At 57.7% G+C, this 20,958-nt stretch carries 21 protein-coding genes; 13 read left to right on the top strand and 8 right to left on the bottom strand.

Annotated features, from left to right (window positions below; genetic code table 11):
- The first annotated feature begins 156 nt into the window (after nucleotides 1–156).
- Complete coding sequence (locus ACNQ62_RS00335) at nucleotides 157–1,497, top strand: transposase (RefSeq protein WP_418093909.1); 1,341 nt, start codon at nucleotides 157–159, stop codon at nucleotides 1,495–1,497.
- On the opposite strand, the gene ACNQ62_RS00340 is transcribed toward ACNQ62_RS00335, so the two are convergent.
- Both ACNQ62_RS00340 and ACNQ62_RS00345 read right to left on the bottom strand, forming a co-directional pair.
- Nucleotides 1,435–1,791, bottom strand: coding sequence for a hypothetical protein (locus ACNQ62_RS00340; protein WP_418093910.1), 357 nt, complete (start codon nucleotides 1,789–1,791; stop codon nucleotides 1,435–1,437). The two genes, ACNQ62_RS00335 and ACNQ62_RS00340, sit on opposite strands and share 63 nt — an antisense overlap.
- Before the next feature lie 568 nt (nucleotides 1,792–2,359).
- Nucleotides 2,360–2,935: a DUF6985 domain-containing protein gene (locus ACNQ62_RS00345; RefSeq protein WP_138058742.1), complete on the bottom strand. Its 576-nt coding sequence runs from the start codon at nucleotides 2,933–2,935 to the stop codon at nucleotides 2,360–2,362.
- A 270-nt stretch (nucleotides 2,936–3,205) separates the two neighbouring features.
- Here ACNQ62_RS00345 and ACNQ62_RS00350 point away from each other — a divergent pair, with 270 nt between their 5' ends.
- The 7 genes from ACNQ62_RS00350 to ACNQ62_RS00380 all read left to right on the top strand — a co-directional run bounded on the left by ACNQ62_RS00350 (nucleotide 3,206) and on the right by ACNQ62_RS00380 (nucleotide 9,941).
- Nucleotides 3,206–4,084, top strand: coding sequence for a LysR family transcriptional regulator (locus tag ACNQ62_RS00350; protein ID WP_064215976.1), 879 nt, complete (start codon nucleotides 3,206–3,208; stop codon nucleotides 4,082–4,084).
- A 185-nt stretch (nucleotides 4,085–4,269) separates the two neighbouring features.
- Nucleotides 4,270–4,938 carry a DUF4286 family protein gene (locus tag ACNQ62_RS00355; protein WP_168593101.1) on the top strand — a complete coding sequence of 223 codons (669 nt, stop codon included), beginning with the start codon at nucleotides 4,270–4,272 and terminating at the stop codon, nucleotides 4,936–4,938.
- A gap of 69 nt (nucleotides 4,939–5,007) precedes the next feature.
- Complete coding sequence (locus ACNQ62_RS00360; protein ID WP_184584277.1) at nucleotides 5,008–5,967, top strand: TRAP transporter substrate-binding protein; 960 nt, start codon at nucleotides 5,008–5,010, stop codon at nucleotides 5,965–5,967.
- Nucleotides 5,968–6,101: 134 nt separating this feature from the next.
- Entirely contained in the window at nucleotides 6,102–6,572 is a 471-nt protein-coding gene (locus ACNQ62_RS00365; protein WP_005848390.1) for a TRAP transporter small permease, read from the top strand.
- A 2-nt stretch (nucleotides 6,573–6,574) separates the two neighbouring features.
- Nucleotides 6,575–7,873, top strand: coding sequence for a TRAP transporter large permease (locus tag ACNQ62_RS00370; protein ID WP_418093911.1), 1,299 nt, complete (start codon nucleotides 6,575–6,577; stop codon nucleotides 7,871–7,873).
- A gap of 11 nt (nucleotides 7,874–7,884) precedes the next feature.
- Nucleotides 7,885–9,090, top strand: coding sequence for an amidase family protein (locus ACNQ62_RS00375; RefSeq protein WP_418093912.1), 1,206 nt, complete (start codon nucleotides 7,885–7,887; stop codon nucleotides 9,088–9,090).
- Entirely contained in the window at nucleotides 9,087–9,941 is an 855-nt protein-coding gene (locus ACNQ62_RS00380) for a hypothetical protein (RefSeq protein ID WP_418093913.1), read from the top strand. The genes ACNQ62_RS00375 and ACNQ62_RS00380 overlap by 4 nt, the downstream gene beginning before the upstream one ends.
- Nucleotides 9,942–10,168: 227 nt before the next feature.
- Here the strand turns inward: ACNQ62_RS00380 and ACNQ62_RS00385 are convergent, their stop codons facing one another.
- Together ACNQ62_RS00385 and ACNQ62_RS00390 are read right to left on the bottom strand one after the other, a co-directional pair.
- On the bottom strand, nucleotides 10,169–12,139 hold the full coding sequence (locus ACNQ62_RS00385; RefSeq protein WP_418093914.1) for a pyridoxamine 5'-phosphate oxidase family protein: 1,971 nt from the start codon (nucleotides 12,137–12,139) through the stop codon (nucleotides 10,169–10,171).
- A gap of 169 nt (nucleotides 12,140–12,308) precedes the next feature.
- Nucleotides 12,309–12,932: a glutathione S-transferase family protein gene (locus ACNQ62_RS00390; protein ID WP_418093915.1), complete on the bottom strand. Its 624-nt coding sequence runs from the start codon at nucleotides 12,930–12,932 to the stop codon at nucleotides 12,309–12,311.
- A gap of 108 nt (nucleotides 12,933–13,040) precedes the next feature.
- On the opposite strand from ACNQ62_RS00390, the gene ACNQ62_RS00395 reads away from it, so the two are divergent.
- Nucleotides 13,041–13,946 (top strand): LysR family transcriptional regulator, encoded by a 906-nt coding sequence (locus ACNQ62_RS00395; protein WP_418093916.1) that lies wholly within the window; start codon nucleotides 13,041–13,043, stop codon nucleotides 13,944–13,946.
- Between the two features lie 6 nt (nucleotides 13,947–13,952).
- Here the strand turns inward: ACNQ62_RS00395 and ACNQ62_RS00400 are convergent, their stop codons facing one another.
- A complete protein-coding gene (locus tag ACNQ62_RS00400) occupies nucleotides 13,953–14,840 on the bottom strand; it encodes a LysR family transcriptional regulator (protein WP_418093917.1) in 888 nt (295 codons plus the stop codon).
- 145 nt (nucleotides 14,841–14,985) lie between these two features.
- Here ACNQ62_RS00400 and ACNQ62_RS00405 point away from each other — a divergent pair, with 145 nt between their 5' ends.
- The 3 genes from ACNQ62_RS00405 to ACNQ62_RS00415 all read left to right on the top strand — a co-directional run bounded on the left by ACNQ62_RS00405 (nucleotide 14,986) and on the right by ACNQ62_RS00415 (nucleotide 16,285).
- Nucleotides 14,986–15,372 carry a DUF4440 domain-containing protein gene (locus ACNQ62_RS00405; protein WP_184584285.1) on the top strand — a complete coding sequence of 129 codons (387 nt, stop codon included), beginning with the start codon at nucleotides 14,986–14,988 and terminating at the stop codon, nucleotides 15,370–15,372.
- 66 nt (nucleotides 15,373–15,438) lie between these two features.
- Nucleotides 15,439–15,852 carry a hypothetical protein gene (locus tag ACNQ62_RS00410; RefSeq protein ID WP_418093918.1) on the top strand — a complete coding sequence of 138 codons (414 nt, stop codon included), beginning with the start codon at nucleotides 15,439–15,441 and terminating at the stop codon, nucleotides 15,850–15,852.
- 46 nt (nucleotides 15,853–15,898) lie between these two features.
- Nucleotides 15,899–16,285 (top strand): YybH family protein, encoded by a 387-nt coding sequence (locus tag ACNQ62_RS00415; protein WP_418093919.1) that lies wholly within the window; start codon nucleotides 15,899–15,901, stop codon nucleotides 16,283–16,285.
- 371 nt (nucleotides 16,286–16,656) lie between these two features.
- Here ACNQ62_RS00415 and ACNQ62_RS00420 read toward each other — a convergent pair whose 3' ends face one another.
- Nucleotides 16,657–18,108, bottom strand: coding sequence for an aminotransferase class V-fold PLP-dependent enzyme (locus ACNQ62_RS00420; RefSeq protein ID WP_418093920.1), 1,452 nt, complete (start codon nucleotides 18,106–18,108; stop codon nucleotides 16,657–16,659).
- A gap of 101 nt (nucleotides 18,109–18,209) precedes the next feature.
- Here ACNQ62_RS00420 and ACNQ62_RS00425 point away from each other — a divergent pair, with 101 nt between their 5' ends.
- Nucleotides 18,210–18,683, top strand: a complete 474-nt coding sequence (locus ACNQ62_RS00425; RefSeq protein WP_064215672.1) for an Lrp/AsnC family transcriptional regulator — start codon at nucleotides 18,210–18,212, stop codon at nucleotides 18,681–18,683.
- An 85-nt stretch (nucleotides 18,684–18,768) separates the two neighbouring features.
- On the opposite strand, the gene ACNQ62_RS00430 is transcribed toward ACNQ62_RS00425, so the two are convergent.
- Nucleotides 18,769–19,863 (bottom strand): C45 family autoproteolytic acyltransferase/hydolase, encoded by a 1,095-nt coding sequence (locus ACNQ62_RS00430; RefSeq protein ID WP_418093921.1) that lies wholly within the window; start codon nucleotides 19,861–19,863, stop codon nucleotides 18,769–18,771.
- Nucleotide 19,864: 1 nt separating this feature from the next.
- Nucleotides 19,865–20,938, bottom strand: a complete 1,074-nt coding sequence (locus ACNQ62_RS00435) for an alpha/beta hydrolase family esterase (protein ID WP_418093922.1) — start codon at nucleotides 20,936–20,938, stop codon at nucleotides 19,865–19,867.
- Nucleotides 20,939–20,958: the final 20 nt, after the last annotated feature.

The raw sequence follows: 20,958 nt of genomic DNA on the forward strand, positions 1-20,958 counted from the left end.
CGCTTAATTTTGACACGTTTTTGGCTGCGTCGCGAAAACTGGACGTTCGTGCAAAGCGCAGCATCCGGCACTATGGGCTGATTCCGTTGAAAAACTCGTGGTTGATCGGGTTGCGAGCGCCTGATTCAATTCTCTCAGCGAGCGGGAGGATTTGCGATGATGGGACCGAGGCAGGAAGCGCAAGCTTCGCTATTCTACGAGTTCTCGCTGGAAGATCACGTTCCTCAAGATCACCTGCTGCGGTCGATTGATCGTTTCGTTGATCTCAGCACCATCCGCGCACATCTGGCGGTTTTCTACAACCACACGGGTCGGCCGTCGGTCGATCCTGAACTGCTGATCCGGATGCTGTTGGTTGGGTATTGCTTCGGCATCCGGTCAGAACCGCGGCTCTGTGAAGAGGTGCATTTGAACCTGGCTTACCGGTGGTTCTGTCGTCTCGACATGACAGATCGCATCCCGGACCATTCTACTTTCTCCAAGAACAGGCACGGACGCTGCCGCGAGAGCGACTTGTTGCGCCATGTTTTTGAGACGACTGTCGCGCGTTGCATGTCGGAAGGGTTGGTTGGAGGACAGGGCTTTGCGGTCGATGCCAGTCTGATTGTCGCGGATGTCCAGAAGCAGAACTCCAGCAATCCCGAGAACTGGGCGGCGCGCGATGTTGACCCTACTGATGCGCCACGCGCGGTGCGCGAGTATCTGGATGTATTGGATGACGAAGCCTTTGGGGCCGCCAGCGAGGTGAAGCCGAAGTTCACAGCCCACGTCGACCCTGCGAGCCAATGGACGGCAGCCCGGAAAGGCCCTGCGTTCTTTGCCTATTCGGACAATTACCTGATCGACACAGATCACGGGATCATTGTCGATGTTGAAGCGAGCAGGTCCGTCAAAACAGCTGAAGTGGGCGCATCACGCCGCATGATCGACCGGACCAGCGAATGCTTCGGGCTGAAGCCGGACTGGGTTGCGGCTGACACCGCCTACGGCTCTGAAGAGAACCTCGCCTGGCTCGCGTTGGATCGACAAATCCTGCCGTTCATCCCTGTCTTTGAAAAATCGAAACGCCAGGATGGAACGTGGTCGCGGTCCGACTTCACCTGGGATCCCGACAATGACAGGTACCTTTGTCCCGAAGGCAAAGAATTGAAGCGCACTCGGCAATACCACAAGGACCCACGCAACAAGCAGCCGCGAACAGGCCGCCGCAAATACCGCGCCAGCAAGATGGTTTGCAGCATCTGCCCTGCAAAGGAGAGGTGCTGTCCGAAGGTCGATACACGTTCCGTCACCCGCGAGCGGTTCGAGGAGGTCCGGGAGTTTGCCCGCCAATGCACGGCCTCGGAGTTCAATCCAAAGGCTCAGGCGCGCCGCAAGAAAGTCGAGATGCTCTTCGTCCACCTCAAACGCATTCTCGGTCTGGGACGGCTCCGATTACGAGGGCCCGGTGGCGTTCAGGATGAATTCACTCTCGCCGCCACCGCCCAAAACCTCTGAAAAATGGCCAAACTCAAGCCCATGATACCAGCCAAAGGATGAGGAGCCATCAAGTCTCGCGCATCCAAAAGAAATCAAAGCGATAGCTTGAGACAAAGCTCCAAAATCAGTGAGTTTTTCAACGGAATGGGCTCTTTCCAGACCTTCGCCGCGCGATCCACAGAAGTCAGCACTGCGGACAAAGAGAGCTTTCGCTGCGGTTGCGCCAAGGGCTGCTTTCGTCAGGCGAATCCTAACTCTGCGGTCATTTTCTCCATTGATCGACAAAAGCTGTAGGCCGAGAAGGTTCAGCAAAGCCGTTCACGATAGATCCCCAGAACACCGAGCTGATCAGAATGTAGGTTTCCATACGCCCTATTTAGCTATGATAAAGGTCCTCAGAGAGTGGAACAGCGTAACTCCAATCAAAGGGAGTTTCTTCATCGCGTGTAGACGCCAGCGCCGCGTATGATAGATCGTCCTGTAGGTCGAGCCAATCGTCACCAACCCGCCAGTATCCACCAAGGAGTGTCCCTCCAGAGTTTGTTTGCACGCGAAACACCGAAGCAAGTTTGCGCCCAGATTTCAGAGATGTCTCCCCTGCAACCCAATATTCCCCGTCATTCGCCGGTACGATTTTTGGTGATCGCACAGTTCCCTGTAGCGTTTTGTCGTCAATTCTGATGACAAATGTAGGCGACGAATGGACTAGGTTTAACCATTTCCGGAGCTCATCACTGACCATTATTTAGCTTTCTCTATCCATCTCGGGCCATCGTAAAATGCCCAATTAAACCAGTGAGTGGACAGTGCCGACGTCCGCTATTTAGTCCACTGGTTGCCGCACGATGGTGCAGGCCATTCGGCTTTAAAGACGTCAGCGTCAACTGTCGTGATCATCCTCCGCGATCCAAAGCAAGAACGCCGTTTCAGCCCCACCACACTTGATAACCCGTTTGTCGTGCATCAAAACACCGAGACCGTGCTCTTCGTCCCAACGGGTTGAGAATTGGTATCCGACATAGGGAACACCACCTTTTGAAATTTGATGAACAAAAATTTCTTGGAGGGTCATGACCTTCGCGAGATCATCAGCCGAAGTGATCGTAGGCAAATCATCTTCGTTCGTTTCAATATCGTAATCTTCAAGAAACTGACGTTGAAAGTCAGGATAAGCTTCAAAAATCGCGTTCAAAAGGTTTGATTTCTGCGTTTCATGATTGTCTTGAACCCATGTTGCGAGTGCAATTTCTTCCGCGTCCATTGGCGCGTCATTTCTGTCCTCAGGTGCAAATGTCAGCTTGGTCGTTTCGTCTTGAGTAAATTCAGCCCATGCCATGAGACGGATATCCGTCTGCCAATAAAACTGGTTAAACGTGAACTCCAAAAAAGGCCCTCCTGATGACTTCGACAAGACATTTCGGTAAATCAAAGCGGACATTTGCGCAATACGCAGCATCCACGACTCTGGGCTCACAGCCGACCTTCGCAGTCTTCCAAAAACCACCGTTTAATGAACGGTTCAACAGACCGGACATTGGTGCACGTGCAGCGAAGGTCTGAAAAGTCCGCACACCGGACATCTACAAATGGTGTAGCGAAGGGCCGCTCACCGCCCAATTGCTGCTCACCACCTGATTGGTCCAGCGTTCTTTGACGACAGGTGACTTCACCGTCGGGCTGAATTACCCTCTTCCTTCGCGACCGAAACAAGAAATAGAGGCTCTTCGTGAACACGCGCTTTTTAGAGACATTCGTCACAGTTGCCAATTTGGGCAGTTTTCGAGCGGCGGCCGAGCAATTGAATGTGAGCCAAGCGACGGTCTCCAGCCGGATTTCGTCGCTGGAGACGGACCTCCAGGTCGACCTGTTTGACCGTGAGTTTCACGCCACCCGGATCACGGTGGCCGGGGCCATGATTCTTGAAACAGCGCAAGAGATGCTCGCGACGGAGCGCAATCTGCGCGCCACCTTGTCCGATCCGACCACCGCCGTGGGGCGGGTGCGTCTGGGGCTGGTATCTTCGGTCGTTCATACTTGGCTTTGCGATCTGATCGAAGAGGTGGCGCGCTGCTATCCCCGGCTAGAGCTTGAACTGACGGTTGAGCCAACGCCGAACATCGCGGCCGCCTTTGAACGCGGTGCTTTGGATATGTTGCTGACGACAGATGACCGCCACGATCAAACCTGTGTCTGCGCCGACTTGCCGCCATTGGCTATGGGCTGGTTCGGGCCAGAGGGGATGCGCGACGAAAAACTCTCCCTCGCTGATGTTGTCACCAGCCCGCTGATCACCTTCACCCGCAATTCGCGCCCCCATGCCAATGTACTCGCGCTTTTCAGCGATCGCGGCCTGCGGCCTTCGATCGTGCATTGCATCACATCAATGGCCGCGATTGCCCGTTTGACACAGCGCGGACTTGGGATTGCGACCATGCCACTGGCCTGTGATTTGGCTGGGCCAGGTATTTATGAGCTTGATGTCGATGCGGAACTGCCGCCCCTCCCGCTGTATTGCATCTGGCGGCGCAGTTCCGATGTGGCCACTTACAAGGCAATCGCCGATCTAGCGCGGGTCTGTGCAGAGCGTCATCAGCGCCAAACCTGACGCGGTCTGAAACGGGCCTGATCGGAAAACCCTATCACCCCCCCCTGAATAATCCCGTTTGTCGTTGGGCCCCATCTCGGCAAGGGTGCCCCAACAACAATCGACAGAGCTTGACCGCACCTCGACGGAGGCGGGCCGTGCCCCGCCACGTGACGGGAAAGCTATGTCCAAGATCAGGATGCAGAATGAGCAATATCCGTACAACCGATCAGGCACAGCTTTTCGTCTGGAGCGATATCGACCCAGACCATGAAGCAGATTTCAACCAGTGGTATGACAGAGAGCATATGGAGGAGCGCGTTCGTATTCCGGGCTTCACCGGTGCGCGGCGCTATCGTGCGGTATCCGGCTCGGCCCGGCGCTACCTTGCGCTTTACCGCGCCAGCAGCCTTGCCGATTTCACCTCCGACGCCTACCGCAAAGCCTTTACCAAACAGACCCAGTGGTCGATCACCAACTTTGGTCGGATGTCCAACACCCGCCGTCGGGTGATGCATGTCGCGCAAGAGGGCGGCTTTGGCTGGGGCGGTGCACTGGTGCTGATCGAGCTGGTGCCGAATGCAATGGATACCGACGCCGTCAGCAACGTGCTTGGTAAGTTGATGGCCGAGGAAGGCGTGTTGCGCGTACATCACATGATCCCCGACGAAACCCTTTCGACCCCGCTGCCGTCCGAAACCATCGAAGGGCGCGTTCTGGCCCCTTGCATCGCGATAGATGTGACGTCAGAGCCTATCGCCGAAGCGACCCTGCGCCAACTGACCGAGCAATTGGGCGGCGCGGTACGCGAGGCCGAAACCTTCCGCCTGATGTGGTCATTGGATGCGCAGGACCTGCCCGCATTAGAAGACTGAGTGAACCACCCTGCCCTGCCACAACGGCAGGGCAAGAACAACAAACCACCCCAACAGGAGATACCTCACATGAAACACCTTCTCATCGGAACTGCGATCGCAGCCCTGACAGCCGGTCTGGCCCATGCCGAAACGTGGAAAATGTCAGCGGACGCACCAGACGGCAACTATCTGACGCAGAACATCCGCGCCTTCGCCGATGACGTGGCCCGCCTGTCGGATGGCGCGCTGGAAATCGACGTTGTGTCGAACTCTGTCCTGCTCAAGCGCCCCGAACTGAAGCGCGGCGTGCAGCGCGGCATCGTTCCCATCGGCGAAGTCCTGATCTCGGCCCTTGGCAACGAAGACGCCGTTTACTCTGCCGATGCCGTGCCGCTTTTGGCGACCACATTCGACGAGGCCCGCGCGCTTTGGGAAGCCTCCCGCCCCATCTACGAAGAAAAACTGGCCGAAGATGGATTGGTTCTGCTGTTCGCTGCCCCTTGGCCACCGCAAGGCGTCTACATGAACCAAGAGGTGACCAACGCCTCCTCCTTCGACGGGGTGAAATTCCGCGCCTATAACCCATCGACCGCGCGCCTGGCCGAGCTTTTGGGTGCCGTTCCCGCTACCATCGCCACCTCCGAAATCAGCCAAGCCTTCTCGACCGGGGTCATCAACGGTATGATCACCTCGCCGTCAACGGGTGTGGACAGCCAAGCCTGGGATTTCGTGTCGCATTACTATGACGTTCAGGCCTTCCTGCCCAAGAACATGGTGATCGTGAACAAAGGGGCCTACGACGGTCTGTCTGACGAGGTGAAAACCGCGCTGCAAGAAGCGGCTGAACTGGCGGAAACCCGTGGCTTTGAAATGGCCGAAGTGGCCACTACCGAAGCGACAAATACAATGGCTGACAATGGCATGAACGTGCTGCCGACCCCCGAAGGACTGGCCGCCGACTTCGAGACGATTGCCGCGACCATGCGTGCAGAATGGCTGGAACAGGCAGGTGAAGACGGTCAAAAGATCGTCGATGCGTTGAACTGATCCAAGAAGGCTCGGGCTGTCAAACGCCCGGGCCTTTATGCAAACAGCTAGGGGTGTCCCTACCCCGCCCGCCCCACCAATCCGGAGCCCCCGCCATGTTGCTAACCCGCCATTTATTCAACTTTTGCGGAGTCTTGGCCGCGCTGTCCCTTCTGGGGATCGCGGCCCTGATCCTGTCGCAAATCGGCCTTCGCCTGATGGGAAGTCAAATCCCGTCGGCGGATGATTTCGCGGCATGGGGGTTAAGCGCGTCGATTTTCCTTGCGCTGCCGGCGACCCTGATACGGGGCGATCATATCCGCGTCACCTCGCTACGCCAGCTGATGCCGGATCGTCTGGGACATATCGCTGACATTCTGGCCGCTGCCTTTGCCACCGCGATGATGGGCTGGGTCGCTTGGGCGATCTTTGGCTATGTCCACGAAAGCTGGACCTACAACGAAGTCAGCCAAGGTGTGGTGGCCGTTCCGCTTTGGTGGCCTCAATCTGCGATGGTTTTGGGGTCGGTGCTCTTTGCGCTAGCCTTTGCCGAGCGCACGCTGCGCCTCATCCTCGGCCTACCGGTCGAGAGCGACGATACAAACGAACAAGGTCGGGGCGAATAACCATGGATATTTTTCTGCAATCCGCCGTTCTGGTCGTGTCCCTGCTCGTCCTTTTGGGCTTGGGCATCTGGGTTGGCGTGGCACTGATGGCGTCGGGCGTCGTGATCTTCATGATGTTCACCTCGACGCCGGTCGATGCGATCCTCGGCACCACCATGTGGGCGCATTCCGCCAGCTGGACACTAACGGCGCTGCCGCTGTTCATCTGGATGGGCGAAATTCTCTACCGCACCCGTCTGGCCGAAGACCTGTTTTCCGGTCTCGCCCCTTGGGTCGGGCGGCTGCCCGGTGGGTTGGCGCATGTCAACGTTGCGGGCTGCGGGATCTTTGCCGCTGTGTCGGGATCATCGGCAGCCACCACCGCCACCGTTGGCCGCATTTCCCTGCCCGAGCTGAAATCGCGCGGCTATGCCGACCGTCTTGCCATCGGCTCTTTGGCTGGATCGGGCACGCTTGGCCTGTTGATTCCGCCGTCGATCGTGATGATCGTCTACGGCGTCGCGGCCCAAGTGTCCGTGAACCGTCTGTTCATTGCGGGCGTGGTGCCGGGGCTGATGCTCATGGCGTTGTTCTCGGGCTATATCGCCATCTGGGCAAAAATGAACCCCGATGGCGTGCCCGCCCCCGAACCTCGCCTACCGATCGCTGAGCGCCTGCACCGCCTGCGCATGTTGCTCCCGGTGGTCGGTTTGATCATCGGGGTCATCGGGTCGATCTATGCCGGGGTCGCCACCGCGACCGAAGCCGCCGCCATCGGTGTGGCCGGGGCGCTCATCATCGCGGCCTTTGGCCGGTCGCTGAACCGCGACAGTTTCATCGCCTCGCTTTTGGGTGCCACCCGCACCTCTGCCATGATCGGCCTGATCCTGCTTGGCGCGGCCTTTCTCACTTCGGCCATGAGCTTCTCCGGCTTGCCCGGGCAACTGGCCGAAATCATCTCTGACAGTGGGTTGGGCGCACCGGGTTTGATTGCTGTGCTGACGGTGTTCTTCGTGTTGCTTGGCTGTTTCCTAGACGGAATCTCCATCGTGGTGCTCACGACCTCGGTTGTGATGCCCGCCGTGGCTGCCGTTGGGATCGATCCGGTATGGTTCGGGATCTATCTGATCATCGTCGTCGAAATGGCGCAGATCACGCCGCCGCTGGGGTTCAACCTGTTCGTGATCCAGAACCTGACAGGCAAGTCGATCTTCGAGATCACTCGTATGATCGTCCCCTATTTCTTGATCCTTGTGCTGGCCGTGATCCTGCTGACGGCTTTCCCCGGCATCGCGACATGGCTTGTAGAGCAAACGATTTAAAGGCTGATTTGATGACACAGACCCCTCAATCTCTCCTCGACGCGGCCCGCGTGCGCGCAACCTCGCCCGATTTCACCCGCACCTTCGATGATCCGGTCGAAGGCGAAGGGCCGCTATCAGGGCTGAACGTAGCAGTCAAAGACCTGTTCGACGTGCGGGGCCAAGTCACCCGTGCGGGATCGCTGGTCCGTAAAGACGCGGCACCCGCCATCACGGACGCTGTGACGGTCGCGCGGCTGCGCGGTGCAGGTGCGGGCCTCGTTGGTCACGCAAATATGACGGAATTCGCCTATTCCGGTCTTGGCCTGAACCCACATTTCGGCACCCCCCTCACCCCGTTGAAAGAAGGCTGTATCGCGGGTGGATCGACCTCGGGCGGTGCCTCTGCTGTGGCGCGAGGTGTGGCTGACATCGCGCTTGGGACAGACACCGGCGGCTCCGCACGTATTCCGGCGGCCTTTTGCGGGTTATTCGGGTTCAAAGCGACAGCGCAAACGATCTCTCGCGAGGGGGCGGTGCCGCTGTCGCATTCGCTGGATAGTGTCGGGGTGCTAACCCGAGACGTTGGCCTGCTGCGGCCGGTGTTGAACGTGCTACGAGACCGACCGCTTCCCGCGTCCTCTGCACCGCGTGCAGTCATCGTGCCGGAGAACTTCGGCATGGACGGGTTGGATACCGAAGTCGTCGACGCCTTTGAAGCCGCGCTCGAGGTGCTTCGGGCATCTGGCGTCAGCGTACGACGACAGACCCTCGATTTTTTCGAGGACTACCGCGCCCTACCCGTTTGGCAATTCTCGGCAGTCGAGTCCCGCGCCCACCACGGGGCCTATTTTGACCAGACACGTACCGAGCTTGATCCGCGCGTCGCCTCGCGTATGGCCCGGGCGGACGGCGTCACCGGCATCGAATTCGCCCGCACGATAGCCGCGCGGGAAGCACTGATCGCACGGGCAGACCGGCTCTTTGGCGACACGCCCGTGGCCTTGCCAAGCGTGGCCATCATGCCGCCGAAGCTGGATGATCTGAACGACGACGCGACCTATGACCGGATCAACCTGCTGGCGCTGCGCAACACCAGCCTTGCGAATGTAATCGACGGCTGTTCGGTCAGCATACCCATCACCGACCACCCCGGCACGGGGCTGATGCTGACCGCTCCGGCAGGCCGGGATGCGATGCTCATCACCATGGCCGAAACATTGCAGGGCGCATTGTGAGCGAGACGACGAAACGCCCTGGTGCCTATGTGGCTTTGGGCACGCAACGCTACCGGGTGGGCCATGTCAGCGATCCAATGCTGTCGGGCCTTTCCGATGTCGCAGTCTTGGGCGACAGGATCGTTGTTCTCAGGCGGCAGGCGCCTGAGCTGGTCATACTCGGGCCCAACGGTGCAATGAGTGGCGAAGGCACCGATCTGCCGCAGTTCGTATGCGGCCATGGGCTGCGCGCCACCTCTGCAAACCAATTGGCCGCCACGGACATGGATGGCCACAAGATCGTGCTACTCGATGAAACGATGCACGAGATCACCCGGATGGACTGCGCGGAGCGGCCGGGCTTGGGGCGCCCCTTCAACCATCCCTGCGATTGCACCCAAGGTCCCGACGGCCGCTATTATGTGGCTGACGGATACGGGAACAGCGCGGTTCACATCTTTGACCCGGAACTGCGCCACCTCAAGACCTTTGGACACCCCGGAACTGAACCGGGCGCGTTCTCGACCCCGCACAGCCTGTTGTTCGACGGCCAAGGCAGGCTCTGTGTCGCGGACCGTGAGAACAACCGCGTTCAGCATTTTGATGGGGATGGCACTTGGCTGGGTCAGATTGAGGGATTGTACAAGCCGATGGCGCTAGCTCTAACGCCAGATGGCCTATTGCTGGTCAGTGACCAGACCCCGCGTCTATCCGCTTATACTCCGAGTGGTGAGTTGGTCGGTCGCTGTCGCACCTTTTCAACCTTTGGTCATGGATTGGCTGTTCAGCGCGATGGGGCCATCATCATCGCAGAAATGAACCCGGACCGTGTCACCTTGCTGATCCCGGTGCCCGAAGTGGATACATTCTGACGTGCCACTGGAATGCAAACGACAGTTGACTAAATTATCTAAGATTTCGCGGTGAGCTGCGCACGGTGTCGCTCGGCGCGCATGCAGCATGGGAAATGCTGCGTCGGTGTAAAATCTAGTGCTGCCGCGCGGTGGATAGACCAGCCATGCGTAGATAGCGCCGCAAAAATTTGGTTCAAAATTAGTGACTGCGGGCAAAATCGTCGTTGGCTTTATGAATTTTGTACTCAGAAGATGAAGGACTCGCGATGACGTCGCCCTTCTTCGACGTTTAGTTTGATGAGGGTTGCTTCGCTCCACTTCATGAACGCATCGGGTCCGCACATATAGACCTCTCGCTTGTCGAGTGCGGAGATGGATTGGATATCTTCAACCTGCGCGCGACGTTCTTTGATCTGCAGCGCATCCTCAGAAAATGCCAGACACAGATCCTCCCGTGCAGATTTTGCGACCCATGAATCATCGCCGATGCTTTGAAACGCCACAATGCGCAGTTTCACATTGGCTGGGACAGGACCAATTTGCCGGACAAAGTGCTTCAGAACTTTGATGTCATCACCACGACCAGAAAACAGGAGGACGATGTCGGTCGTTGTTTGCGGGTGAGCGTTCGCCAGTTGGAGGATACCGTCCCACATCGCCATGAACGGTGTAATGCCGACACCGCCCGCGATCCAGAGCATCTTGGATGAAACACTTGGAGGAGCATTCTGAGTACCCGGCGAAAAGCATGTGAAGCCTGCACCAGAACCTTTGAACTCAACCGGCAGCCTTTGTTCGATAAGTTTGTAAGCGTTGGCGTGAAGAACATTGGACATCAAGCCGCCCGGTTTCCTTTTGACGGTGACGCTCACTTGATTGGTGGCAGCAAACTCGTTGTTGTCAGGGTCGAAAACGGGCGTATTCGAAATCGTCCAAGTTCGCACGTAGTCTTCGTTGACCAGCTGCGGATTGGCTTCGTCCATATGCCTGTATCCCGAGTCCAAAAGGTTTGAGAAGTCGAAGACACCGAACCCGCCGGGCAATGGCACACTGACAGGCTGTGACAGCTCGAAATTGAAAGTCTTGATGCTCTCAGAAAGCGTTTCTGTCGATGCGAGTGTGGCTGTAATGGGGGCTTCGGTTTCGTGAGCAACCAGTACATGCCCCATTTCTTGCATTTCCCGACGCAGGAGCTTGACCGGCGGGTTATACGGCGAGAACTGCTCTTGAGATGTTAACTTGAGGTTCAGACCGTCTTTGACAAAGACGGCACCTGTCACTTTGATACGCGTGAGCAGGCTCACGCGTGGAATAAGTGCTTCTGCATCGTCATCAAGCAAGTTTTCGGCATTCCCCGTAATGTAAAGGACACTGCCTGTCGTGAAATCTGGGAAAACGAGTCCGACTTGTGCATCCGTCTCGATGTTTCCCAAAGACTGGTAGAAGCGATTGCCAGAATGGTCGGGCAAAACCAGATACGTCGTGATGTCGTCACCATTGGCGTCTTCGTAGATGCGGGTAAAACCCGGTGCGCCGCCGCGGTGATTGACGCCCATGTCGGTCTTGATGCCAGAACTGGCCTCATCTGCACTGTGCTTTGTCGCCAAAAACACCGTGCTGGCTTGGTCCACAACGGCTTTGGCGGCATCCGGCAAAGCGGCGGTGTGGGTTTCAAACCTCTCATACACAAGGCCTGCACTGCGTTTTTCATACGCCAACTCACGCACGGTAATATATTTGGGACAGTTTCCCAGATGTTGATCGGACGCCAAGTGCAGGCGAATTTTTCCGCTCTCTTCAACAGATGCCGCACTAATTTGCCCGGCGATTTTGTTGCGCCGGCGATTGCTGAAATCGACCCCTACGCCGGCAAAGAGTTTCTGTGCATGGCCAGAGATTGGATTCTGTATCAATGCCCGCGCGAAGGGATCGTATGGGTTGCTTTCGGCAACAACCTCCATTGTGTTTTGATCGGAAATTTTGATGTTTACCGACGGGTCACTCTCCGATCGTGTGACCAGAAGGCTGACCCAAGGCCGCCCGTCGTGATCCAGTGTTGCGAGCGGCAAATAAGGTAGTTCAGCAAAGAAATCCGCGTGCTGCTGTGGCATGTCAGGGGCGATGTACTGGGGAATGGAGGAGATCATTTCCTTGGGCGTATTGCGCCGCTCTTGAAGCCGCAGCTCGCCTTTATGGGATTTATGAAACTGGGCCATTTCGTATTCCAATCGTTCGTCTGAAAAGCGGTCCTGTTGCGGTGTTTGCGCTGACGCCTTTCTTTAGGACTGAAAGGCGTCAGCGGTTATTGGTGTTACGGCGTCAGGGTTATAGTCTCAGAGCGCTTAAACCCGGATGGCGCGGGGCTTCGGATGTCATGGCCGCCCCCTATTCAGCCGCAAGGCCAACAGCGGTTGCTGGCATGGCCTGAAACCCTGGCAGGGCTTCGAAACGGGCGAGCCAAGCGCGGACATTCGGGTAGGGATCAAGCGAGACGTTCCCCTCGGGCGCATGGGCGGTATAGGAATAATTCGCAACATCGGCGATTGTCGGGCGATCGCCAACCAACCAATCGCGACCTTCTAGCCCATGTTCCAGTTTTTGCATTGCCTTGGTCGCTGTTGCATCGGCGAAATCTATGTCCAAGGGCGCGCCGAAAACGGTGATCAGTCGTGCGGCACAGGACCCGAAGGCAACTTCGCCTGCCGCAAGTGTCAGCCAGCGTTGAACATTGGCCTCATCGATCGGCGTGCTTGGCATCCAGTCCGGCGCATATGTCCGTGCGAGGTAGACGAGGATTGCGTTGGAATCCGATACGATTACATCGCCATCTTGCAAGACGGGGACCTGCCCGTTCGGGTTCATGGCCAGAAATTCAGGCGATTTATGTTCACCACCTGCCAGATCTACGGGAACTTCCTCATGTGCGATCCCTGCGAGCTTCGCAAACACCAAGGCGCGGTGAGCGTGACCTGATTTTGCGAAGTGGTGAATGCGAACGGCGTTTGACATCGATGTCTCCAGTCATTTTTCAAGATATGTGCAAGCCCTACCAGTTGCGCATTCCGGTGATAATTGTCTAAATTGGCGTATATTTAAGCCCTGATAAGGCGCAATGAGATGGATAAAATCGACCGGATGCGGGCCTTTGCGCTTGTCGCCAAGAACGCCTCTTTCACGATTGCCGCGCAGCGTATGGGGCGATCTGCCCGATTGGTCAGCAAATATGTTGCTGATCTGGAAAACGCGCTTGGGGTGCAGTTGCTTAATCGCACGACGCGGAGTGTCTCTTTGACGGACGCTGGTGCGACATATCTTGCGCTATGTGAGCCGCTTCTTGATGGCTTTGACGAGTTGGAGGAGAGGGTCAGACACGATCAGACGTCGCTACGTGGTGTAATACACATTTCGGCCCCCACCGGATTCGGAGCTTTGCGGCTGACGCCGTCGCTGGCAAAGTTCGGGGCGAAACACCCCAATGTGGACCTTAATTTGCAATTCTCTGACCGGCGCGTGTCGATCATTGAGGAAGGCTTTGACCTCGCCATCAGGATTGGCCCGATGCGCGACAGCTCGCTCAAGGTACGGCAACTGGGCCCGATGCCGTTGGTCGTATGTGCGTCGCCCGCCTATCTGAAGCGCACCGGAACGCCGGACCATCCGCGGGCGCTGGCCACGCATGAGTGTATTCTTGACGGGAACATGACCGAGCCGACCATCTGGAGGTTTGATATCAATGGCCAGGAACAGGCTGTTCCGGTCCGCGGGCGTTTTCGCATGAACGCGCCCGCAGCTGCAGCCCGGCTTGCCGCAACAGGCGCTGCAATTGCCCGTTGCCCCGCGTACACGGTGGCGGATGCCTTCAGGTCCGGTGATCTGGTGGAGCTTTTCGCCGAGCATCGGGTTTCGCCCTATGCCGTTGCTGCGCTCTTCCCCCAGAATAGGCGCCTTACAACGCGGGTGCGGGCGCTTATTGACCATCTCGCGGATGATCCGGAGCTTTGTTCCGATAGCGCCAAGACCTGACTTGCGCTACGCCTTTGCCATATCGACGAAAGCTCTGAGCCGGCGCGTCATGTTCCGCTTACTGCGGTAATTCAAGGAATAGCGCGGAAGCTGCCCCACATGGCCGCTGAGAACTTCGGTCAGGCCGCCTTTTTCCAGATGAGGCAGGGCTATTTCCCTGTACAGATACGCAAGACCAAGCCCTTGCTGTGCATAGGTCAGAAGCGACCGCATATCGTTCGCCACCATGCGCGGTTTCGGCTGCATCGTGTACATGCCCTCCGGCCCGTCGAACCCCCACGGGGCCAGATGAGCGCCCGAGCCAAAGGCATAGCAGATTGCATCGTGCTTCAGGATATCGCGCGGATGCGCAGGTGTCCCCTTCCCCGCAAGGTACTCGGCCGAACCGACGATGGTCATTTCCAGTTCTGGTCCAACAGCGACAGCATGTGTATCTGGTCCAAGCAACGTGTTTGAACGGATCGCGGCGTCGATGCCTGACGTCAGAAGATCGACCTTTTTGTCATCATAGATGACTTCAACATCGACCGTTGGAAATGCAGTCGCGAAACGTGCGACCAGATCATCCAGAAAGAAGGGGCCAGCGCTGTAGGGAGCCGAAAGCCTCAAGGTGCCTGCGACCTCGTCCTTCTGCGCATGGATGTCATCCAGCGCACCTTCCAGATCCACAATGGCGGGCAGGCTTTTATCATAGAGCTGTTCGCCTGCGCGTGTCAGCACGACGGAGCGTGATGACCGTTCAAAAAGACGCACACCCAGACGGTCCTCGAACCGTTGGATGGCCTCGCTCACCGAGGCGGGGGCTTGCTGAAGGTGCTCGGCCGCTGCACGGAAGCCGCCGCGGCGCGCGACTTCGACAAATACACGAATGTCACCAAAGCTGCTACGGGCCACTGTTCGCTGTTCCGATCAAATTGTTAGGTTAAAACAGGGTTATCCTGACGATAACAGCCGTCTACATTCTCAGCAAGATGGAAATGAAAACGCGAAGATCAGGTCGATGACCGGGCCTTCAATCAACAGACCAAGGAGCAAGACAATGACAGTACTTGAAGAAATCCAAGCCGCCATCGCTGAGTGGAACAATGGCCTCGACAGTGGAGACATCGAACGGATGGTGGCCTCGTGCCATCCCGATGTGATGACGGTGAACGAACGCCAGCCTGTCACAACAGGCACGCAAGCGATCCGCGACAAGTACAACCCGCGTATCGCCGCCGCAGAAATCACCTCTGGTTATGATATCGAAGACCTACAGGAATACGGCGACACTGTCATCGTATCGGGCCGTTTCTACGGCACGATGAAGATGCGCGACACAGGCGAGGTCAAGACGCCCGAGGGCCGCTTGGTGCTTGGCTTTAAGCGCGACAAAACCGGCGCATGGAAGATGTTCCTCGACATGGACAATAACGGCCCGGCCTAGGCCGTTACTGCCGCGCCTGTTCTGGCGCGGCCTTCCTACATTTCAGGAAAGACCAAGGAGTTCGAGATGACCACACTGCAGATTGTCACAAAGGAAATCGTCGATTTGCACGACTTCTTTACCGAGTGGTTCAATGGAACCGTAGAGCGCGACCAACTGGAGCCACGGTTCCTGTCGCGTTTGGATGAGAATGTCGTCTTCATCCCGCCCGAAGGACACATCATGACGGGCGACATGCTCAAAGGCGGATTCGACCGCGGATATGGCGCAAACAAGGGCTTCCGCACCCAAATCCGTGACGTCACCATCCGGCATGAATTCGGTGAGCTGGTGATGGCAACATATACCGAGTGGCAGACAGGTGCCGCGAATTCAGCCGAAAAGAACAACGCGCGTCTGTCCAGCGTACTGATGAAAATCACCGATCCGGTAACTTGGCTGCACATTCAAGAAACATGGCTTCGTGATGATCTACGTTAAGCTGGCTCCTTCGACTTCTAATCAACCCTAATCCGAAAGCAATGACATGACACAACATATCGCCCACCAGCCCCGCGAAATCGCGGATTGCGTCAGCGCCTATCTGCAAGAGGGTGATCTGGACGGCATCACCTCGATGTTCCATCCCGATTGCCAGATCTTCTTTCCACCCGACCAGCCGCCCTTGACGGGATTGGACGGTGCGCGCAAAGCCTTTGAGGGGTTCTTGGACATCCGGCCTCAGGTCAAAAGCGAGGTGTTCAGCGAGGTCATTAATGGCGATATCGCCATGCTGCGCGCAAATTGGAGCGTGATTGCGCCGGACGGCACGGTGATGGCCGAAGGTCAATCCACCGAAGTCGCCAAAAAGCTGGCAAACGGCGGTTGGGGCTATCTGATCGACTGCCCTAACGGCCCTCCAAGCCTCACGTGATTGTATGAGCATTTAGAGCGTCCAAGGCTACTGGACGCTCTCGTGATCGTTGGGTGCGACTGCAAAACAGATGGGGATACGGGCAAAGGTCAAAGTGAGGCCCGCACGTTACCAGTTCGTACACGATGCAGCGAACGGCAGATGTACGGATATGTTGGGACTTCTGAGAATCTCATCGTACTAGCCATCTGGCATACCAATGTCGCCCATTTCATTCGGCCCGCGATTTGCATGATACATGAACTAAAAACTAGATTATGTAATTATATACCCGCATACACCCATATCTAGCCCAGTTGAATACCGTCTTGCGGCTATTAAAATGCCTCGAATATGCACCCTTGATTCACACGAAAAAGCCATGGGTATGGCTACAAGATCAAAGCTTTCCTCTGGGCTGGCGTAAAACGGGCGGTGGCTGGATCGACAGTGTAGTCTTTGGTGAAAGCATCGGGATCGCGCGCGATACGGGCCACTGCGTCGATGATATAATCGGCCTTCGCGCCGTCCATCAGGGCAGAAAATGCGAGACGGGTCCAGCCGGGTTTCGCGATCTCATTCCCCGATAGAATGTCCTGTCGAAGCCGGTTTGACATCGCTTGGTCAATATTCAGTAACCGGTGCGCATAAGGACCGGCGCAGGCGCAACCGCCGCGGGCCTGAATGCCAAAGTGATCAGACAGGATCCGGCAGACAAGCTGGGGATGCACGACCTGCCCAAGTTCGTTATGCACCATGAAAGAAAATATCGGCAAAGCTGCGGCATTGGGGTTGGTCAGCAGTGTCAGACCCGGAGCGTTTAACCATGCCGTTACGGCCTTGCGCCGGTGCGCTTCAAGGCGGGCGGCCATGCGGTCGAGCCCAATCGCGTCTTTGACGATAAAGCACATTGCGGCGCGGATATCGCCGATGACGTTGGGCGTCCCTGCCTCCTCGCGCGCCACCACATCGCAGGAATAGTCCTGTCCCCAAGGCGATACAAAGCGCACGGTGCCGCCCCCCGGACTGGTGGGCCGAGCCCGCTTTATCGCGTCGCGGCGCAGGATCAGAACGCCGGAGGCACCCGGCCCCCCGATGAACTTGTGCGGGGAAACGACAACAGCATCCATGCCCAATGCCATATCGATAGGAAGATAAGGTCCCGCCCCTGCATAATCCCAAACGCTTATTGCGCCGTGTTCTTTCAAAAGGCGCGTGATTGCGGCGACATCGCTAATAATTCCCGTGACGTTGGATGCGGCGGAAAAGCTGCCGATTATCGGCCGCTCTCTGTTGGCGGCAAGGTGATCAGCCAGATCGCCCATATCGGGGCCACCATCAGGGGCTTCTGCTATTTCGATAACCTCGGCTCCGGACTCGCGCCATGGCAGAATGTTTGAATGATGCTCGTACGGGCCGGTGAGCACCAGCGGGTTCCGCCTGCTGGCTACCATCGTATCGACCCCCAACAGACCGGGCAGCTTGGTCAGGCCCGCCGTTGCCCCCCCACCGGCAAAGATCACGGCATGATCTTCATCAGCTCCGCAAGCTGTCGCCACGACACGCCGCGCCCCCGCGCGCAAACGGTTTATCTGGCGGCCGCAGAACGACGCTTCGGTGTGTGCATTGGAATAATACGGAAGCACATCGTTGGCGATCCGGTCTTCGACCTGCTGAAGCGCCCGCCCCGAAGCTACGTAGTCGGCATAGATCAAAGGGTTCGGGCCGTGGGGGCCGGGCACCATGATACCCTCGCCAATCAGACCGGACGGTAGAGTTTGAATAGTAGTGCCAGCGCATAGGTCCGCGTAAAAGCTTTCAAAAAATTCGGGTACTTTCGTCATGGGTCATATCCTTCACTGTGCGCAAGTTGAGGTGACAATGACATACGTTCATGCGATAGAATTTATCTAATATTGATTAATTACTGAGGTTTTTCGATCAAATGACCCAAAGTTCACCCCCTACCCTCGACCGGATCGACGCTGCGATCTTACGTGTATTGCAAAAAGACGCCTCCCTTTCGCAACGCGATGTGGCAGAGCGTGTCGGCCTTTCGCAAAATGCGTGCTGGCGGCGGATATTGCGGCTAAAGGAGACGGGGGTGATCACCGGGCAAACGCTGCGCCTGGACCATGACCGGATCGGGCTGGGGTTGACGGTCTTTGTAATGCTGCGCACGCGGGATCATTCGCCAGAGTGGCTCGAGACATTTCGCAAGACGGTTCTTGGTATCGAAAACATCATCGATGTGTTCCGTATCGCAGGTGATTACGATTACATGCTGAAAATCGTCGCTGAGAACATGAATGATTTCGACCGCATCTATCAACGTCTCATTGCAGGTGCCGCGCTAGAGACGGTGACCTCCTACATCGCAATGGAGGCGATTGCAGACCGACGCGATCTACCCGTTTGACGCGGGCTCGCGATATAGATCCTAAACCGCAAAGGCCGCCGGGTGGACAAGGGATAGCCAGTAGCGCCGCCTATCCCCGCGCAGTCTACGCCACATCAACCCCGGCGGGAACAAACCTACGCCAATCAACCCCGCGGCCCGCTGCGTAGTCCAGACCGATTTGCACCCAATCGATGTCACCTCCTGCGGCCACCGATGACGGGGCGCTGCCATAGGTGACCTGCCGCGTGCCTTCCTCGAACGCGTTGATGGATTGAGGCCAGACCTCATCGTCCCAATGCAGCGTCATCTTCCGGCGTTTGGGTTCGTATTCGGCGGTGAAAAGCGTGCCAAACCCTTCGGCGTAGCGGTCTTGCTTGAGCGGCGCTTGGGTGAACTGGTTTGCCAGCGCTGACGGCGTAACCCCTTCGGATAAGACACTCACAAGGTGTTTTGACCGTTCAAACGTGCGGGTAAAACTGCCTCTGTCGGGCGTGCTGCCGTCGGTCTGGTGGTTTGTGGCGACCAGCCGCGGCTGCACCTTTGCCCCGCCACCGGCGTACATCTCGACGCTCGCACCCGCACCCGAGGCATCGGCGACCACCACATTATAGGGCATATGCGACGGCACGCGTTGCAGCACGCGCAGCGCTTGGGGCACGGTTTCGCAGGTTTCCAGAACGTAGCGCAGGATTGTGGTGATACCGAACCCGCGCCCTGTTTCCTGCCGTCCGCCATAAGCCAGCGCGATGCTGAGCCCCGCATCATTGATGCCATCGGACAGGCCCCAAAGGAATTCGACCATACCCATCACGCGCCGCCCGGTCCAAGCGCTGTGCAGCAGTAGGCCTTCGTTCAAGTCAGGCGACAGATCGTAGTTGCGCACCAGCCGGATGTCGTCGTCCGACGTGGCCACGGCAAGGGAGCAGCCGCCAAGATAGCTTGGCGGGCACCACGTGGACAGGAAGCGTGCTGCACGGTCCGACCCGCCCGCGAGCGCTGTAAGCTTGGCGTGCACTGGCACTAACTCGGGCATATGTTGCTTTAGGGCCGCCTCGCAGGCTGCGCGGTCAGGGCCATTATCGCCGCCGCGTGCAGTGAACCATGCCTCGTAGGCGGGCCATGAACGGGTCCATCGGGCGGCCCATTTCGGGCCCGGCGTGGCTTCGCTGATGGCGTCAAAGGTGAGGGAGTGTGTCATATCATGCGCCTTTCTTAGGCAAATCGAGGAAGAACCGCAGCATTTCGCGGCTCGCATCCGGTCCTGTGGGGTCCGTGTACGACCCCGCGCTGTTGCCGCCCGACCACGCGTGACCGAGGCCCGAGACGGTCCATTGTTCCATCACGACATGGCCTTTCGGTGCCATCACGCTGCGGCGGGAAAAACGGCGCCCGCCCGCATCGCCATCGTCCAGAACCTCGGGTCCGTTTGGGGCCTGCTTGGCGATCGCATCCGCATTCGCGGCACTTACAGTGGTATCCGCATCGCCCTGAAAAATGATCGTCGGGATGAAATTCCCTGTGTCAGAGCCTGTTGCCCCCTGCCCCATGGCCGCAAAAGCCGATGGCACGTCATGGGCCGCACGGTAGGGCAAACCGGAATGGGCACCCACCGCGTCAAAGACATCCCGATAGGTTTGTCCCAGCACCACAGCCATCGCCGCGCCGGCCGACAGCCCCGCAACAAAGCTGCGCCCTTTGGGAATGGCATGGTCGCGCTGCAGCTGTTGCATCAGCCCCGCAAGGATCGCCGGTTCACCAGCGCCGCGCATCTGATCGGCGGGATCAAACCATTTCCAGCAGTTCTGCATATTCGCCATGCGCGATTGCGCCGGATAGACCACGATCACCCCATGCGCCTCTGCCAGTTGGTTCATGCCCGTGCCCTTGGCAAAATCCACAGGGGATTGTTTGCACCCGTGCAGCATCATCACCAAACCTGTCGGCACAGAGCCTTTGAGGTTGGGAACATAAAGCCGATAGTCGCGGCTGCCTGCGCTGCAGGAAAAGCTGCCGCTGTCGAATGTGGCCCCCTCGGGCAGGTCCGGCTCGGTGCTGTCACCGCCTTTCAGGGTTGATTGCGCCAGCCCCGAAAGCGTCTCGCGCAGGCCGCGGCCGATCTTGGATTTTCCAAAGGGGCTTTTGCCACCTTTCGCCATGCTTCCCAACCCTCCGGTGCCAAGCGCGTTCTGGATGGCTTCGGTCGCCGCTTTGGGGTTACCCGCGCGCACAAGTTTTCCGGCACGGTGCAGGGCCGCGTTAAATTCATCTGTCATGTCGCATTCCTTTTAAGGAT

The sequence above is a fragment of the Sulfitobacter sp. SBS6 genome, assembly GCF_048285585.1.
GTDB classification, from domain to species: domain Bacteria; phylum Pseudomonadota; class Alphaproteobacteria; order Rhodobacterales; family Rhodobacteraceae; genus Sulfitobacter; species Sulfitobacter pontiacus.

What these genes read in the sequence shown, in the direction of transcription:
- ACNQ62_RS00335 (WP_418093909.1), top strand. Translation starts at nt 157, where the DNA reads ATGATGGGACCGAGGCAGGAAGCGCAAGCTTCGCTATTCTACGAGTTC.
- ACNQ62_RS00345 (WP_138058742.1), bottom strand. Translation starts at nt 2,935, where the DNA reads ATGCTGCGTATTGCGCAAATGTCCGCTTTGATTTACCGAAATGTCTTG.
- ACNQ62_RS00355 (WP_168593101.1), top strand. Translation starts at nt 4,270, where the DNA reads ATGAGCAATATCCGTACAACCGATCAGGCACAGCTTTTCGTCTGGAGC.
- ACNQ62_RS00360 (WP_184584277.1), top strand. Translation starts at nt 5,008, where the DNA reads ATGAAACACCTTCTCATCGGAACTGCGATCGCAGCCCTGACAGCCGGT.
- ACNQ62_RS00370 (WP_418093911.1), top strand. Translation starts at nt 6,575, where the DNA reads ATGGATATTTTTCTGCAATCCGCCGTTCTGGTCGTGTCCCTGCTCGTC.
- ACNQ62_RS00375 (WP_418093912.1), top strand. Translation starts at nt 7,885, where the DNA reads ATGACACAGACCCCTCAATCTCTCCTCGACGCGGCCCGCGTGCGCGCA.
- ACNQ62_RS00385 (WP_418093914.1), bottom strand. Translation starts at nt 12,139, where the DNA reads ATGGCCCAGTTTCATAAATCCCATAAAGGCGAGCTGCGGCTTCAAGAG.
- ACNQ62_RS00390 (WP_418093915.1), bottom strand. Translation starts at nt 12,932, where the DNA reads ATGTCAAACGCCGTTCGCATTCACCACTTCGCAAAATCAGGTCACGCT.
- ACNQ62_RS00395 (WP_418093916.1), top strand. Translation starts at nt 13,041, where the DNA reads ATGGATAAAATCGACCGGATGCGGGCCTTTGCGCTTGTCGCCAAGAAC.
- ACNQ62_RS00405 (WP_184584285.1), top strand. Translation starts at nt 14,986, where the DNA reads ATGACAGTACTTGAAGAAATCCAAGCCGCCATCGCTGAGTGGAACAAT.
- ACNQ62_RS00410 (WP_418093918.1), top strand. Translation starts at nt 15,439, where the DNA reads ATGACCACACTGCAGATTGTCACAAAGGAAATCGTCGATTTGCACGAC.
- ACNQ62_RS00415 (WP_418093919.1), top strand. Translation starts at nt 15,899, where the DNA reads ATGACACAACATATCGCCCACCAGCCCCGCGAAATCGCGGATTGCGTC.
- ACNQ62_RS00420 (WP_418093920.1), bottom strand. Translation starts at nt 18,108, where the DNA reads ATGACGAAAGTACCCGAATTTTTTGAAAGCTTTTACGCGGACCTATGC.
- ACNQ62_RS00425 (WP_064215672.1), top strand. Translation starts at nt 18,210, where the DNA reads ATGACCCAAAGTTCACCCCCTACCCTCGACCGGATCGACGCTGCGATC.
- ACNQ62_RS00430 (WP_418093921.1), bottom strand. Translation starts at nt 19,863, where the DNA reads ATGACACACTCCCTCACCTTTGACGCCATCAGCGAAGCCACGCCGGGC.
- ACNQ62_RS00435 (WP_418093922.1), bottom strand. Translation starts at nt 20,938, where the DNA reads ATGACAGATGAATTTAACGCGGCCCTGCACCGTGCCGGAAAACTTGTG.